General features: G+C 40.5%; 14 protein-coding genes. All 14 read right to left on the bottom strand.

Annotated elements, in window-relative coordinates; genetic code table 11:
* Positions 1 to 13: 13 nt before the first annotated feature.
* Positions 14 to 1,519 (bottom strand): extracellular solute-binding protein, encoded by a 1,506-nt coding sequence (locus WAA20_RS09290; RefSeq protein WP_073387666.1) that lies wholly within the window; start codon positions 1,517 to 1,519, stop codon positions 14 to 16.
* A 128-nt stretch (positions 1,520 to 1,647) separates the two neighbouring features.
* On the bottom strand, positions 1,648 to 3,246 hold the full coding sequence (locus WAA20_RS09285) for an alpha/beta hydrolase (RefSeq protein WP_073387668.1): 1,599 nt from the start codon (positions 3,244 to 3,246) through the stop codon (positions 1,648 to 1,650).
* 99 nt (positions 3,247 to 3,345) lie between these two features.
* Positions 3,346 to 3,573 (bottom strand): hypothetical protein, encoded by a 228-nt coding sequence (locus WAA20_RS09280; RefSeq protein ID WP_073387670.1) that lies wholly within the window; start codon positions 3,571 to 3,573, stop codon positions 3,346 to 3,348.
* Between the two features lie 188 nt (positions 3,574 to 3,761).
* Complete coding sequence (locus WAA20_RS09275; RefSeq protein WP_073387673.1) at positions 3,762 to 4,685, bottom strand: M14 family metallopeptidase; 924 nt, start codon at positions 4,683 to 4,685, stop codon at positions 3,762 to 3,764.
* Between the two features lie 51 nt (positions 4,686 to 4,736).
* The gene (locus WAA20_RS09270; protein WP_073387675.1) at positions 4,737 to 5,702 is read right to left on the bottom strand and encodes a M14 family metallopeptidase; all 966 of its coding nucleotides are present in this window, start codon (positions 5,700 to 5,702) and stop codon (positions 4,737 to 4,739) included.
* Positions 5,703 to 5,774: 72 nt separating this feature from the next.
* Positions 5,775 to 6,533, bottom strand: a complete 759-nt coding sequence (locus WAA20_RS09265) for a transglutaminase family protein (protein WP_081373821.1) — start codon at positions 6,531 to 6,533, stop codon at positions 5,775 to 5,777.
* Positions 6,534 to 6,556: 23 nt separating this feature from the next.
* Complete coding sequence (locus WAA20_RS09260) at positions 6,557 to 7,231, bottom strand: alpha-E domain-containing protein (RefSeq protein ID WP_073387681.1); 675 nt, start codon at positions 7,229 to 7,231, stop codon at positions 6,557 to 6,559.
* The gene (locus WAA20_RS09255) at positions 7,213 to 8,571 is read right to left on the bottom strand and encodes a circularly permuted type 2 ATP-grasp protein (RefSeq protein ID WP_330393635.1); all 1,359 of its coding nucleotides are present in this window, start codon (positions 8,569 to 8,571) and stop codon (positions 7,213 to 7,215) included. Before WAA20_RS09255 ends, WAA20_RS09260 begins: the two co-directional genes overlap by 19 nt.
* A gap of 651 nt (positions 8,572 to 9,222) precedes the next feature.
* On the bottom strand, positions 9,223 to 10,212 hold the full coding sequence (locus tag WAA20_RS09250) for a guanosine polyphosphate pyrophosphohydrolase (protein ID WP_073387686.1): 990 nt from the start codon (positions 10,210 to 10,212) through the stop codon (positions 9,223 to 9,225).
* A 217-nt stretch (positions 10,213 to 10,429) separates the two neighbouring features.
* A complete protein-coding gene (locus WAA20_RS09245; RefSeq protein WP_073387689.1) occupies positions 10,430 to 12,487 on the bottom strand; it encodes a beta-galactosidase in 2,058 nt (685 codons plus the stop codon).
* A 133-nt stretch (positions 12,488 to 12,620) separates the two neighbouring features.
* Positions 12,621 to 13,388: a PrsW family glutamic-type intramembrane protease gene (locus WAA20_RS09240; RefSeq protein ID WP_073387691.1), complete on the bottom strand. Its 768-nt coding sequence runs from the start codon at positions 13,386 to 13,388 to the stop codon at positions 12,621 to 12,623.
* Between the two features lie 133 nt (positions 13,389 to 13,521).
* The gene (locus WAA20_RS09235; protein WP_167562713.1) at positions 13,522 to 13,665 is read right to left on the bottom strand and encodes a hypothetical protein; all 144 of its coding nucleotides are present in this window, start codon (positions 13,663 to 13,665) and stop codon (positions 13,522 to 13,524) included.
* Positions 13,662 to 13,919, bottom strand: coding sequence for a hypothetical protein (locus WAA20_RS09230; RefSeq protein ID WP_073387693.1), 258 nt, complete (start codon positions 13,917 to 13,919; stop codon positions 13,662 to 13,664). Before WAA20_RS09230 ends, WAA20_RS09235 begins: the two co-directional genes overlap by 4 nt.
* Positions 13,916 to 14,791: a CPBP family intramembrane glutamic endopeptidase gene (locus tag WAA20_RS09225; RefSeq protein ID WP_073387696.1), complete on the bottom strand. Its 876-nt coding sequence runs from the start codon at positions 14,789 to 14,791 to the stop codon at positions 13,916 to 13,918. The genes WAA20_RS09230 and WAA20_RS09225 overlap by 4 nt, the downstream gene beginning before the upstream one ends.
* Between the last annotated feature and the right edge of the window lie 48 nt (positions 14,792 to 14,839).

Genomic DNA, 14,839 nt, shown 5'->3' with positions numbered 1-14,839 from the left:
AACCCTCCTATCCTTAAGAATTATCTGAGGCTTCTTCATCGGTATCTTCCTCCGGTGATTCCTCAGCTTCTTCGCTTTGCTCTTCGGTATCTTCTTCAGAAGTCTCTGTATCTTCTGACTCTTCTGAATTTTCAGCATCTTCAGCTTCCTCTTCGGACGCTTCATCAACATCTTCTGCATCTTCAGAAGTTTCATCTAAGTCTTCTGCTACTTCTTCGGCAGCTTCTTCAGAAGCATCTTCCTCTTCGACGATTTCTTCTCCAGTGATAGCTGAAACCATCTCATTTAGGAGTACTTGAAGTGTTTTACCCGAAGGATTGCCTTCACACATAAGAGTTCCAAAATCAGCTGCAGGAGTCCAATAGGTTCCGCCAACTCTCTGAAGGCTGGAGAACTCAGCCTGCTGCTGCAGTGCCTGAAGTGCTTTAGACTCAGCTACTTCTCCGGCTGCTGATGCATTGAGATTGGAAGGTCCCTGACCTCTCATTTCAAATCTTAAGGTCTGACTTTCTTCATTGGTAATAAAATCTGCAAAAAGAGTTGCCCATGCAAGATTTTCAGAATACGAATTAACACCAACAAGCTTATATCCAGCATAGCTAGCCATCTGAAGCTGCTGCCCTGCTACTGTATATGTAGGAAGTTTGCATGCTGCATAGTCATCGCCCCAGGCTTCTTTAATGGAATTTTCATCCCATACGCCGCTTACGCCCGCTACAAAAGTTCCATCAGCCGCACCACTGGCAAAGCCGGAATCGCTCACACAGGTAAAAGCTTTATTAGTACCTATCTTAAGCATAGCCTCAGCAACATCTTCGCCTGTAATATTAGTTGTCTTTGAATTCCAGTTACAGTATGTAGAAATACCATCATCATTAAGGCCTATCTCCATATCTGTAAGGCCAAAGAATGAATACATATACCATCCGGAATTAATCTCCATGAAGACCTTCTTGCCCTGCCTTCCTGCAGCCAAAAGAAGTCCGTCCATAGTCTGAACATCCTCTTCGCTCAGATACGCCTTATTGTAATAAAGGAAATATCCGTTATCAGCAGTAAGAGGATAAGCATAAAGCTTTCCGCCAACAGATGCAGCTTCACTTGCAGCAGCAAGGTTTCTTCCGGATATCTCCGAAGAATTCTCAACTTCTTTTAACACACCGGAAGCTACAAAGGCCATAAGCTGGTCATCTGCAAATGTAAATACATCAGGAGCATTTAAAACATCTCCCAATATCTCATCCTTACAGCTTGACTCACTATGCGCTTCAAAAGTGATATTCAGCGTAGCTTGTGAACCATACTTACTCTTAAAATTGCTGATTATCTGATTGATAAGATCTCCATCTTCTTCAGCTCCCCATACTCTGAGGTTAACTGTTCCTGATGGAAGGGCACCGTCTGCTTCTTCCTGCGGAGCTTCCTGCTGCGCAGTTTCCTGCGTTTTGGATCCGCATCCTGAAATAAGTACAGCCACCAAAAATAGAGACAACAAGATAGAAAGGAATTTCCTGACCATTTTTGACCTCCTTGCCTTTAATAAAAAAACGTGCCCTTTCATTGGATGGCTAATCCATAAGAAAAGACACGCATTTCCATCGCTGTCCTATTTATCGGACAGGCTGGTAAGAAAGATAATAAAAATAATTATTTAAACATATTAAGAAAATCTTTGATCTCATTAGAAAATTCTTCAGGTAATTGTCCCTGGGGAGAATGTCCGCAGCCGTCTATAAGGCGCACCTCAACTACAGGAGCTGTTATGCTGTCAGCATACTCTTCAACAAGGCCAACAGGACATATCCAGTCGCAGGATCCTGATAAAAACAGTACCGGCACCTGATATACTTCCTGGGTATCAAGAACATTGAAATTCATCATATAGCTTCCAAGAGGCTTTTCAACAAGTTTTCCATATCTGTCACCGCCCATAGATGCTTCTATCTGGATCATATACCATCTGACATCGTCAACACCTGCAATAGGGCTTGATAAAGCGGCCAGTGTTGAAACATCCTTGGTTACAGTCTGAGGATGATATGGGCTTACAAGTATTCTAAGATTCATAAGATTTACAACACTCATATCTGAAGAAAACTTAGCGTAAGCTTCTTCCATCTTAGAAGTATCATCGCCTCTTTCCTTAGCTATCTTCAAGGCATCTTCATAGGAATAGGTCTCGCCGTAGTAGTCCTTTTCATTTACGCACTGACCAACGCCGATATAGGCAGATACCTTTTCAGGATGAGCAAGTACATACCTGCTGCCCAGCATAGTGCCATAAGAATGTCCAAGAATTATAACCTGGTCCTTGTTAAAACGATCGCACGCATAATCAACAAGAGCGTCAAGATCAGAAAGCTGAGCGTCAAAAGTCAGAGTTTCATTATCAGGATCAATATCATCATTACGGAAGTAGGATCTGCCGCACCCTCTTTCATCCCAACTGATAATCGTATACTCATCAGTAAGATAGTCCTGCCAGCAGTAATCTATAAAACCTGTAGGTGATCCAGGACCGCCGTGAAGAGATATGATAACGGGATTGTCTGTAGACTCACCAATAATAGATACATACTCTTCCTGATCATTAAGTTTTACATAGATCTGCTCATTTATACCGTTTTTATAACGGATAAAATGTGAAAGCTGATTGATATTACGCCATGCGATAAAGAATGTAAAGGAACCAAATATAGCTACAAGAACAAGAATACAGATCGTCTTTAAAATACCAAGCAGTATTCTGAATATAAGATTTCTCTTTTTCTTAGGACCATATACTTCTTTTCTATGAGCACGATGAATACCAATATGGCCAATACCAAGGATGATGGAACCAATCAGCATCAGAATATTGCCGCCATAGATACCCAGAAGGAAGAAGGCAATAACAGGAAGAGTTGCTCCTGCTACAGGAATTCCCAGAATACCTTTATAAAAATCCTTCATTGTCTTTTGACTTCTAAAATATCTGATCCAGAAAATCTCATAAAGGACCATGCACAAAAATGATATAAGAAGAACTACGCTCCAGAAATGAAATCCCTTAAAGTTAAAATCTGAAAAGATCAAAGCAACGGGAGTTACAATAAACTCTCCCACACGCTCTAACGTAAGCAGAACCTTATTTTCATTCACAACATATTTTTCATATTCATCCGGCTTATTTCTGGTCCAGATGAAATTAGGAACAAGAAGCATAACAAGCCAGATAAGGCCAATATAAGAAAAACCAAAACTCATAAAACACTCTCCCTTGAATTAAATATAATAAAAATACGGATAATGCCCAAGTAGCATCACCCGTATTATTATAGTTATACCTTTATCAAATGTATAGAATTATTTCTTAAACAATCCACCAGCAAGATCCTTGATATCTCCAAGATCAAACTTGCCATCAGCAACTGTAGCCTGAATCTTCTTGATATCCTCTTCAGATACGTCGATGTTAACCTTCTTGAGAAGCTCAACGCCCTGCTTGGCATCAGCTTTTGCAATCTGAGCCATAAGCTCTTTGTTACCATTGATCTTCTTCATGATCTCAGCAATGTCCAGAACATTTCCCATAGTATCTACCTCCGCTAGTATAATAATATTTTTGATAAACCAAAGAGTAAGCCTCAAAACTACTCTTCACCCCAAATTTAATACATAATAATTATAGGATTATTCGCATAATAATTCTATATATTTTTATGTACGGATGTAATAAGTATCTAAATATAGAAATACATGGAAGTATTTCTTTGCACATATCAGGGAATAATCTTAAACAATGCCGTATTCTTATAAGCCAGGGGGCTATCATATGCAAAAGCTATCACGCCGTCATGATCTGCCTTAACTGTCTGTAACACCTGCGCAGTATAAGGGTCTGTAATATAGGCAATGATCTGCCCCTTGTGAACCTCTGCTCCCACCTTTGCAATTGAATCAAGGAAACCAGCATTACTTGATCTGATGGTTATAAACTTATCACTTTCTACCACCTTCGAGGGAAAAAAAGGAACGCTCTTGTACTCAATTACGCCTTCTCTTTCAAGGAAGTTAAGTACAGCATTCACACCAAGGTTAGCGCTCTTTTTATCTATCTTTTCAGTACTTGAAGTATATATAGAAAAAGCTTCTGTATCCCATATCTGCCAGTTGTAATTAAGGGTAGTTGTATCAAAGGGTCTTGGTTTATGAAGAACTATATACGGAAGGCCAAATTTCCTTGCAAGGTCAACATTTTCATTGCCTGTCTTCATCATTCTTACCTGGGGGATGAAATGTCCCGGCATATAAAATGATGCAAACTGGATTCCGTACTTATATTCCTTGACCACCTTAAATATTCCATCAGCTATTCTCTGGGTAGTCTCGCCAAGATCGTAGCCTGGGAACATTCTGTTTATGTCCGTATTATCAATGCTCCAGAATCTCTTTTTGATATTTACAGAATAGGGATTTGCACAAGGAATCACCATTATGGACTTTCCCTTTTGGATCATCCCTGCTTCTTCTATCTCTTTTAATTTCTCTATAAGACGGCTGCAGACATATATCTGCTGATATTCATTACCACGAAGGCTCCCTACAATGCAGACTGTCTTATTGCCCTCACCAAACTCGTATCCTGTAACTTTAAAATCGTCCCTATATAGACCCTTAAAAGAGTATATCTCGCTCTTTTTCATAAAGTATCTCCCAAATGATCCGAATTATATTGTTTTCCTAATATCAGAAAACTATTTCTTATTTTCAAGAAGTACCTTTTTCCTAAGTATCCTTCCCATAAGAGACCCTTCATCAACTATCGGGTATTCTCTTACTGTAAATAAAAGCCCGTCTTCCGGGGCTCTTACATCTTCGAGAACATCTCCCGACAAAGGACTTATTATCCTGCCTACAAGATCGCCTTTACTAACCAGTGCACCATGCTCTTTTTCCTTAATATAGACTCCGGTGCAGGACGCATTCAAAAAGCATACATCTGTTCCATCGCTGTCCTGAGCTATGATAGGCTTTTTGATATTATCTACATCACCTTTCCATATCCCCAGCTCTGACATTAGGGAAAAGATGCCGCTTGTAAGCTGCTCACCGTACTGCCTGGTGATCCTCATACCAACGCCCATCTCAACAACAAGAGTTTTAGTGCCCACGCTGTTAAGAGAATATGCCATAGTTGACTCAAGCACTGTGCTGTTTCCATGTATCCAGATAAGATCCATGTTGGACTTGACTGCAAGAGGAAGAAGGCTTGAAGCGCTTACTTCGTTGATCCTTATCTGTGGAACTTCTGTAAGGAAGATGTTACTTGCATGGATATCCAGAACAAGGTCTGCTCCTGTCAGTTCTTTAATGATCTCTGATGCCAGATACTCATTCATGTCACCGTCTATGCTTCCAGGGAATATCCTGTTCATATCAAGGTCAAAGGCAGGTATACCACGACTAATAGAATCTATACCAAAAGGATTCATGGCAGGATAGATATCAACGATGCCTGATAGCTTGTCTGCAGCCTTTTTGATCTGTCTTGCAACTTCATAGCATACGAACTGCCCCTCAAGCTCATCACCGTGAATACCTGTGACGATGCATATTCTCTTTTTGTCCTTGCCTCCCGCTTCAAACCTGTGCCTTTTGATAAAAAAATCTTCGCCAACAGGAAGAGGGAATCTGACTATATCACTTATAGTTTCGATCATATTGATATAAACCTCTATTACTCATATTTATAAAACTATTCTTTTAGAATACTTACAGGTTTTTTATGATATCTACACCTCATTAACAATCACAGATACTTCCTGCACCTGATTAACATTACCTGTAAACATCCCCTGATTTACAAGACAGTCTCTAAAGTCTCTGCCATTAGAGATCTTGATATATTCATCCCCCACCATCTTGTTATTAGTCGGATCAAACCCGATCCATTTTGAATCATCCCATACTTCAACCCATGCATGAGAATGCCCTTCACCAATCATCATACCCGTAACGTATCTGCAGGGAATTGACTGCATCCTGCATAAAGAAAGCATTATATGTGCATAGTCCTGGCACACACCGCATCTGCCTTCAAGAGCTCCTTCTGCGGTAGTATCCATATCGGTGCAGCCCTGCTGATAGGTAAACTTATCATATAGAGCTGTCATTATCACATATGCTTTTTCTTTATTACCCAGGCAGTTATCAAGGTCAATTTCTTTGGCAAAATCCAGTATCTCTTTTCCCGGAGTTGTAATCCTTGTCTGATACCTGTACATGCCCAGCATATGAAGTTCTTTGGCCTTTTCATACTCCTTAAGGCCTGTTGTTACTTCGCCTTTTACATCAAAGCCAAAAGATGTATGAGATCCTTTGGTATACCCGAAAATTGTTATATTTCCATGAGAATCAATGTCTGTACCCGTGATATTATCAGGAAATACGGATACGGATATGCCCTTTGTCTCCTGCATATCCGTATCATGAGGTGTGCACTTTAGAGAAAATCTATGCTCTTTCACTTCAGAGCTGAACGAAAGCTTCATATGATATTCAAAATACAACCTTTTCAATTTGTATCAACCACCAATCGCTCTACAGCTTCAGTCAGCGTATCATAAGGAACTTCATCAAGCTGAACAAGATAGTTCACATGTGCAAGCGTCTTCAAGCTGTATCTTATTTGACTTTTATCTATTCTGTTTGAAAGTCTTCTTGCTTCCCTTCTTAACATCTCAGGGTCTTTTCCCAGTCTTGAATAAATATCAATTCTTTCGATCAGCTTACCGACTTTGATGATGTTCCTGATCTGCGACTCATCTATATCATCGTCGGCCATGCCCCAGAAAGCCGCTATATTATCAGTAACCTTCTGAAGTCCAAGAAGCGGTGCGCCTGATATAGCAGCCTGATTCATGGCATAAACCGCAAGCTGAATATACGAAAGCGACTCACTTCCGATCTCTTCTCTAAGGACTATCGCATTATCATAAGCCCTCATAAGGTTGGAAAAAATAGAATTCTCATCTTCAAGGCTAAAGCAATACTTCTGTATAAAGTCCTGCTTTGATTTATATATATTTGGTATATCCTGACTTTTACAAAAATCCTCATACTCGATCTCATCAAGATCGATCATTGAGTCGAACTTATCTGCAAAAATCTTGATCGTGGTATACACCCTTTCTGTATACCTCCCAAGCCAGAACAGTCTGTCAGTATTTTCTATTGAGATAATACCCATGTGTCTTTAAAGCCTCCTCCCTGTGAAGAATTTACGATAAAAGAATCTGGATTTCTGGAAAATCTGGTCAGGCCGCTCTTCCATACAACCGGTTCTTCTGCCATAAGTACAAAAGCTCTAAGATCTGCCTTTCTTGGCACAAATGCTCCTTTTTCCATTATCTCTATATCTACAAAATCTATTACTTCCTGAGCTATGAACCTTCTAGGCTCTTTTTTCAGCATTGCTATGAATCTGTTTTTCTCTTCCCTGGTCAGCTTATTGCCAAATACAACGCCGTAGCCGCCTGCTTCTGCAACGTCTTTTAAAACAAGGTCATCGAAATGCTCAAGGACATAGTTCATATCATCTCTATAGAAAGGTAGATATGTAGGAGCATTATTAAGGATAGGATCTTCATCAAGATAATACTTGATCATCTTAGGGACAAAATAGTAAATGCCCTTATCATCAGCAACGCCATTACCCGGTGCATTTAAAAGTGCCACATTGCCTTTCCTGTATATATCAAAAATATGGGGAATGCCTATAACTGATCCTTCATTGAAACTCATAGGATCAAGATACTCATCAGATATCCTTCTGTATACTGCGCCGACTCTTTCTTTTCTTCCTGAATAGTCAATGAAGTAAAGATGATCGTTCTCTACAATGAGTTCGTGTCCTGAAACAAGATGCGCTCCTGTTTTTTCCGCAAGATAGGAATGCTCAAAGTACGCCGCATTATACCTGCCTGGAGTAAGAATGACAGTATGCCCGCCGCAACTTACGTAGTCCATGGTATGCCTAAGAAGCCCTGCATAATTGCGGTTATCTTCAATATGCTTACCTGTAAAAAGTGATGGATCGCTACGCCTTGTAATACTCCTTGCTATCATTGGATATGAAGCTCCCGACGGGATCCTCAGATTATCTTCAAGAATATACCAGGTTCCGTCCTTACTCTGAACAAGATCGATTCCGGATATATGTGAATAGACTCCCTTGGGCGGAACGATTCCTTCACACTGAGGAAGGTACCCGCTTCCTGCATATATGAATTCCTCAGGAACAACCTCATCTCTGATTATCCTCTTTGGCCCGTATATATCTGCTATAAAAAGATTAAGAGCCATTACGCGCTGCTTTAATCCTTTTTCCAGATATGAGAATTCAACACTGTCGATAACTCGTGGGATCATGTCAAAAGGAAATAGCTGTTCTTTGAATTCGTTATTCTTGTAAATACCAAACTTAACGCCATACCTTGCCAGCTGCTCATTGACAACATCTGTCCCTGCGTATACCTCCATGTCTTCTACCCGTTCTCTCTGGCCACACATCTCCATGTAACTTATCATATTCACACCCCCTTCTCAGATTTGCCAATAAACTGACAACGATATGAAGGCTATACAAACAATGGCGCTTCGGAAGAATTCCGAAACGCCATTGTTTCAATGTATAAGCCCTGCCATAGGGTCCCATGCAGCACATTTCTATGAAGTCCAGACTCTATGGCATGTATATTAAATTATAAAAAAGAGCGCCTTGAAATGCGATGCATCTCAAAACGCCCTTGTTTGTATACAAGTATACCTAAAATGTAAATTTATGCAATATATATTATTCACAATATTCTTAAGCGATAGAAAATGATTTATATGTAAAACTTCTATACTTTGCCGATTCCCGGGGCGGGTAGTTGATAAAGGATTTGGGTGTCATGAAAGTATTACTAATTCAAGGCATGATATCTGGGATTACATATCCTGGGATTCAAACTCGCTTCGCTCAGACAGGTGAATCCCAAGAAGGATATGTAATCCCATCTATCAAGCTCTTGAATTTAGCAATACTTTCAAAGACACCCAAATCCTTTATCAACTACCCGTCCCGGGAATCCCTCAAATTTATAGATATTTTTATTAGTAAAACATTTTTATATCAAATAATTACATCTGTTTGAACATGAAATCTACAAAAGATATATAGAGGTATAAATTAGAATGCTAATCAATTACATCGGTTTGGAATCTTGATAAGTGCTCAAAAGGAAGGATTAGGCGGCCTCTGTATAGGCCGCAGCCATCGTTTATAAGACTGTTATTAATTGCTCCGAACATATTTACATCTACTTTAGATAGGTCAAGGCATTTTAGGAGAACTCCTCTTTTGTGGGCTTCGTCGAAGAATATACATTTGCCCTCTGGAATGTCGGATCTTGTAGTACGCTCTTCCTGCTGGCTTTGTTCGTATACAGCATGATTAGCGGTTCCTATTTCGGCGTAATCATCCATTTCTTTTGTTCTTATCTGGACTTCGATGTAGCTTCTGCTTTCGTTATCAAAAAATGTTATGTGTAAGGACTTATAGCCGTATTTATTAGGACACTCTATATAATCTCTGTAATATGGTACTACCTTTGGGTCCAAAAGTTTTGAAGATGGGTTCTTCATGTCGTTTGAAACTTCTGCGGTGAAGCCTCTTTGCTCTAAGAATGCGGGTAATGCATTGGCTATTTCATAGATATACTTTAGTTCTTCTTTGCTTCTGTCAGTTTCCTTTTTAACATGACACTTGGGAAGGGACACGACTATTCTGTATGCGATGAGGTCTCTGAAGTGCCTGCTTCGCTGCTTCATTTCGATCTCATCAGGGAACTTGCCTGTTTCTTTATAGTAGTCAGTGACTTCTTCGACTATGTATCCGTTGAATTTCTGCTCGGCTCTTATAAGAGACTTGATACGGCCTTTAAAGGTAAAGGCAAGGAATGGATATTGAACGGTCATATATTTATAGAATTCTTTGATCCTTTGTGACTGGGAAGTAAGGAATTCGTTGTGCTCAAGGATTTCCTCTAGTTGCAAGAGGAAATTGCAGTGGGCTATATCTATGCTGTTGCCTGATTCTATTGCAGATTTTTTCAGGTCGTGGGAATACTTTTGTATTATCTTTAGAACTGTATCTCCGTTATATAAATAATCATTAAGTGATATCATATTTAACCTCATGTCGCGAGCAAAGCGAGTGACTAATGGTTGAAGTGGTGGAGCTCGCGACACCACTTTGTGAAGTTTGAAAATTTTATTTTCAAACTTATCCTCCCGGCAAAAGAAAAAAGGCGCACGACATTAAGTCGAAACGCCTTTGTTTACTATTCTTATTGTATCAAATTTTATTGGATCAATAAATCTCGATTTTCAATATTTTTGAAGATCAAAATTCTCTGTAGAAGTCGTCCTTCATCTCAGCCAGTACAAGATAAGCTTCTTTACCATATATAAGCGCTGCAGGGATTCTCCATGGTTCGCCGCAGTAGTAATTATCTGCAACAAGTTCTCCATCTGCATAGATCTGAGATACGTCGCACTTGTTAGTGATCTCTACAAATCCTTCCTTGGATGATACTTCAAGCTTATACCATTCTCTTTCTCTAGGTCCTTCTATCATGAGCTCTTCTTCGTATTTTGGAGTAAATGGCTCAGATACGCTTGTCATAGAAAGTATCGGATCAGTATAGGCTCTGTCTACGTTTACTTCTTCAAAAGCTTCACCATTCCACTTTTTGTAGGAATAACTTCCCTTCTGGATCGCATCAATGCTTTCGCCGTTTTCATATATATCTACGCCGTTTCCAACGTAAACATCTCCGAAGAGTTTTCTGAGATAGCTTGCTTCGTTTATATCTAAAGCTACCAAGTTAAGTCCGTCAATCTTTGTGACACTACCTGGTGCAAGTACGATCTCATCTTTTCCCTCGAACTTAACTTTAAGGTCGATTCCATCTATGGCCATGAAGAATACTGTATCATCATGCTTACACAAGAGCTGCCCTGTAGCATACTCAAGTTTTTGACCTAAAAGATCTATACCAAAAGGAAGGATGAAGCTTACGCCGCTTTTAACTGTAAACTTAGGGAATACAACGCTTCCTGTATCGATCTCTACGTCTGAAAACTCATCCATGTCGGCAAGTCTCTGGTAGTTATTGATAAATACAAAGCCGCTCTTGCCATCAGTTCTCATGCTGTAGCGAAGGCTCTTAAGGTCGTCAGGATTATGACCATTATCCGTATCTGCGCCAACATAGTCCATAGGAGCAAGGATGTCGCCAAAATCTTTTACAAAAAGGTGTAAGAGATTAAGGAGTCTGTACTGCTGCCTTGCTTCTCCGTACTGAGTAAGGCATGTATGGAAATCGTAGTTAAGGATCGCGTAGTCGTTAGGATAGCCGGTTGCTCTTGTTTCCTGAAGAGTTGTGAGCTGGCCGATCTTGTTGGTGCCGCCATGATACATATAATAGCCAACAAGGTTATTGCCACAGCCAAGTTTAACAAGTGACAGCGCATAAGCATCCATGCCGCTTACAACAGGTCTTCTGTGATGTGAAAAAGGAAGCCCTGATCCAAGCTCGCAGGTAGCAAAAGGATATCTGTCATATGGCAGCTTCCAGCCTGTATCATCAGACTCGCCGATGATATCCATACCAACTGCCGCATCATTTCTTTCAGGTTTGAAAATATAGTGCCATGATAGAGGGAGCTTTTTGGTATGCTGCTCCCAAGGTGCTTCAACATATGCTGCAAACACTGGTACAACGTCGTCTACAGGGATCTTGGCTCCGTACAGACTGTTCCAACCGGTAACTGTATATAAAGGTGCATCATAGCCGATCTCAACTGCAAGATTTTTGAGCGCAAGAAGGTGATCAGGGCTGTCAACAAGCTCGTTCTCGATCTGAACGCCGATTATAGGTCCGCCATCCTTGTAGAAAAGGCCTTCAACTTCTTGATAAATACGCTCGTACCACTTACGAACGCATGCCATGTACTCATCGTTATTGTCCCTAAGCTTAAAAGGCTTATTTAAGAGCCAGTCAGGGAATCCGCCGTTTCGGCACTCGCCATGAGCCCACGGACCAATTCTTATAAATACCTGGAGGCCTGCTCTTTGAGCATCTTCTATAAATTTCCTAAGGTCAAGATCACCGGTAAAGTCGTATTGACCTTCGATCTCTTCGTGATATATCCAGAAAACATATGAAGAAACAATTGTCACTCCACCTGCTTTCATCTTGCAAAGCTCTTTGTACCAGTTATCACTGTTATCTCTAGAGAAATGATATTCTCCCATAACGCCGATAAAAGGCTTTGAATCTATCTCAAAGTACTTACTTGTAACATCTATTTTGACACCATCAGGGTTTACGCCGCCCATCTTCAGATGATTTCTTAGAACACTTTTTTCTTCATACTTTTTGAATTTGTATACCACTTTATCATCCCTCCAAATTTTATTTAAGATGATAATAAAGCGAAAAAAATGTTTCGGCAACGTTTCGCATATGTTGCAACATTATTGCGTTAATGGAAGGTTATATTTATAGAAATATTCTCCTGTTTACAGCTTACGCTTTAGTCTCGAAGGTAAGTGCAGAGAACTTTTCTGCGTTCTTCTTGGCTCTTAACAGCACACAGATCAAAAGAGCAGCATTTATCAAAATTGCTACGCCGCCAAGTATGCCGCCAACAACAAGATCACCGTCCATCAAAGCAGGAAAATTAAAAGTTGTTCCGGAATCATACAGAGTATGTAAAGCCACCGGAATAATGAGCCCCAAAGCCCAATATAAGGCAGTCTGGCCTTCACCCTTTAATTTGTTGTACCTTGCCCTTCCAATAAACTCTCCCATGATCATGTTCAGTGTCATATGAGTGAACATTAAAGGAGTTCTGATCAGCAATACAACAATCGACTCTCCGAAAGTAAAGTCCTCCACAACCGTAAAGCCGAAGCCAACCGCCGCTCCAAGGAGAATATACTCATAAACATTGCTTACTTTATTTTTAAGGACAACCAGCGTGATGATCATGGCCAAAAACTTAAACACTTCCTCCACACCACCTGCCATAAAAAATGCTGTAAAAAAAGATGCGGGAAGAGTTTGCATTGTTTCAGCCGCTACGCCAATGCTTTTTAATGCCAATAATAATCCAATGCCGGCAGCCCCTGAAATTGGCATACAAATGCCGCCCAGAATAACCGGAAGAATTGCCTGGAGTTTCCCTATAGGCTCCGGCACTTCCCTTTTAATCATTCGACGATAGAGCCATCCACAGATAACTAAAGCAAGTAACGCTGCAATAATTGAAATAATAAGTGTTTTTGCGTCCATGATAATTCCCCTTTCTTAAAAGTCTCTTTCAGTACAGATTATTTATATACTCAGTAAGAGCCTCTCTGTCATAGAAATGTTGTCCTAATATAGTAGCCTGCCCCGATGACTTTAATACGCTTGGAACCAGACTTCATGGTTGTTCTTTGTTCCACTTCTTATTCCAGACCGGAATTATATCCTTCCTACTTGGTCCGAATATAACGAACAGAGTAAACACAAGAGTGATCACTACCCAGATTATCTCAAAAAGATTCTCTGTCAGATTGAAGCTCATATCCAAAACTCCGGACTGAACATACGCCAGTTGATAAACAGGATCGCTAATGTAACCGCTACAAGGATAAAACTGCCAATGGAATCCTGCACCGCCACGTTTGCCATTGCGCCATTACCCTGCTTTCCTGCGATATTCGTGACAATTTCGGCTATAAGCATAGCTATTTGAGTGGCAAAAAAGGAAAGAACCATCCAGATTGCTATGACAAGCCAAGGTGCTTTTTCACACAGATTGTGACTCTTAACTCTCATTTTCTTTTTTCTCCTATCTTGCCGGTCAAGAAAACTATCAATACAATAAATGCTCCCTGAACAAGGACGTCAAATACGAGGTCCGATATGTTCAGATTGGTTGAAACGGTCTGTATCCCGAAACCATTTATGATATATAAGGTTACATTGTTCAATATATGATAGGCACATGATGCCTCAAGTCCACCGCTGATATATACCATAACTCCCATGAGAATTCCGGATAACAGCACAGATATCTTTCCGGTGATATTATATGGATGAATTATGGCAAACGGAACCGCCTGAAGAATGATCGCAACAGTCGTAATCCTCGTCCATCCGCCAAACGTCTGCATAAGAAGTCCCCGAAAAATATGTTCCTCCGCCATACACTGACAGAATCCGAGTACCATGCAGATGATGAAACCGGCTATGGTAAAATGAATCTCCCCTGTAGCTTCACCTTTGATGAAAGAGCAAATTGCCAGAGGCAGAGCAACAACGATCAATCCGGTTACAAAGTATATCAGGAAATGCCGCATTCTCCATTTACCCGTGACAGACTGATATGTGCCAAATGATCTGTAGCGTACGACTAATGTGGCAAAAAAGAGTGCGGGTAATAAAACAGCAATACTTCCGATGTTCATGATTGCACCGACAGGTGTATACATGTCTACATTATCGTACCCTCTGCTATTCCCCGAAAGTATTTCTCCCGGGCTTACTCCTGACATCAGTCCCGCCAAAATAGTCATCACTAACACAGCTCCCAGCAGCACTGCATAAAATGCTGCGGTAAACAGAATGACCTGAAGCGGTTTGAACCATCTGTATCCTCCATGTTCTCTGCCGGACAGCACGAAATTACCGTCTTCGTTTTTCTTCATACACATAGCCTTTCCTTTATCTACTTATGCGTATCCCGTGAATGCTGC

It is taken from the genome of Butyrivibrio fibrisolvens (genome assembly GCF_037113525.1).
Taxonomy (GTDB): domain Bacteria; phylum Bacillota; class Clostridia; order Lachnospirales; family Lachnospiraceae; genus Butyrivibrio; species Butyrivibrio fibrisolvens.
This window is presented reverse-complemented; position numbering and strand designations above follow the sequence as displayed.

Excerpts from the sequence above, each read along its gene's own strand:
- WAA20_RS09230 (WP_073387693.1), bottom strand. The coding sequence starts at position 13,919 with ATGAGAGTTAAGAGTCACAATCTGTGTGAAAAAGCACCTTGGCTTGTC.
- WAA20_RS09270 (WP_073387675.1), bottom strand. The coding sequence starts at position 5,702 with ATGATCGAAACTATAAGTGATATAGTCAGATTCCCTCTTCCTGTTGGC.
- WAA20_RS09235 (WP_167562713.1), bottom strand. The coding sequence starts at position 13,665 with ATGAGCTTCAATCTGACAGAGAATCTTTTTGAGATAATCTGGGTAGTG.
- WAA20_RS09250 (WP_073387686.1), bottom strand. The coding sequence starts at position 10,212 with ATGATATCACTTAATGATTATTTATATAACGGAGATACAGTTCTAAAG.
- WAA20_RS09225 (WP_073387696.1), bottom strand. The coding sequence starts at position 14,791 with ATGAAGAAAAACGAAGACGGTAATTTCGTGCTGTCCGGCAGAGAACAT.
- WAA20_RS09255 (WP_330393635.1), bottom strand. The coding sequence starts at position 8,571 with ATGATAAGTTACATGGAGATGTGTGGCCAGAGAGAACGGGTAGAAGAC.
- WAA20_RS09260 (WP_073387681.1), bottom strand. The coding sequence starts at position 7,231 with ATGGGTATTATCTCAATAGAAAATACTGACAGACTGTTCTGGCTTGGG.
- WAA20_RS09265 (WP_081373821.1), bottom strand. The coding sequence starts at position 6,533 with ATGAAGCTTTCGTTCAGCTCTGAAGTGAAAGAGCATAGATTTTCTCTA.
- WAA20_RS09280 (WP_073387670.1), bottom strand. The coding sequence starts at position 3,573 with ATGGGAAATGTTCTGGACATTGCTGAGATCATGAAGAAGATCAATGGT.
- WAA20_RS09285 (WP_073387668.1), bottom strand. The coding sequence starts at position 3,246 with ATGAGTTTTGGTTTTTCTTATATTGGCCTTATCTGGCTTGTTATGCTT.
- WAA20_RS09240 (WP_073387691.1), bottom strand. The coding sequence starts at position 13,388 with ATGGACGCAAAAACACTTATTATTTCAATTATTGCAGCGTTACTTGCT.
- WAA20_RS09275 (WP_073387673.1), bottom strand. The coding sequence starts at position 4,685 with ATGAAAAAGAGCGAGATATACTCTTTTAAGGGTCTATATAGGGACGAT.
- WAA20_RS09290 (WP_073387666.1), bottom strand. The coding sequence starts at position 1,519 with ATGGTCAGGAAATTCCTTTCTATCTTGTTGTCTCTATTTTTGGTGGCT.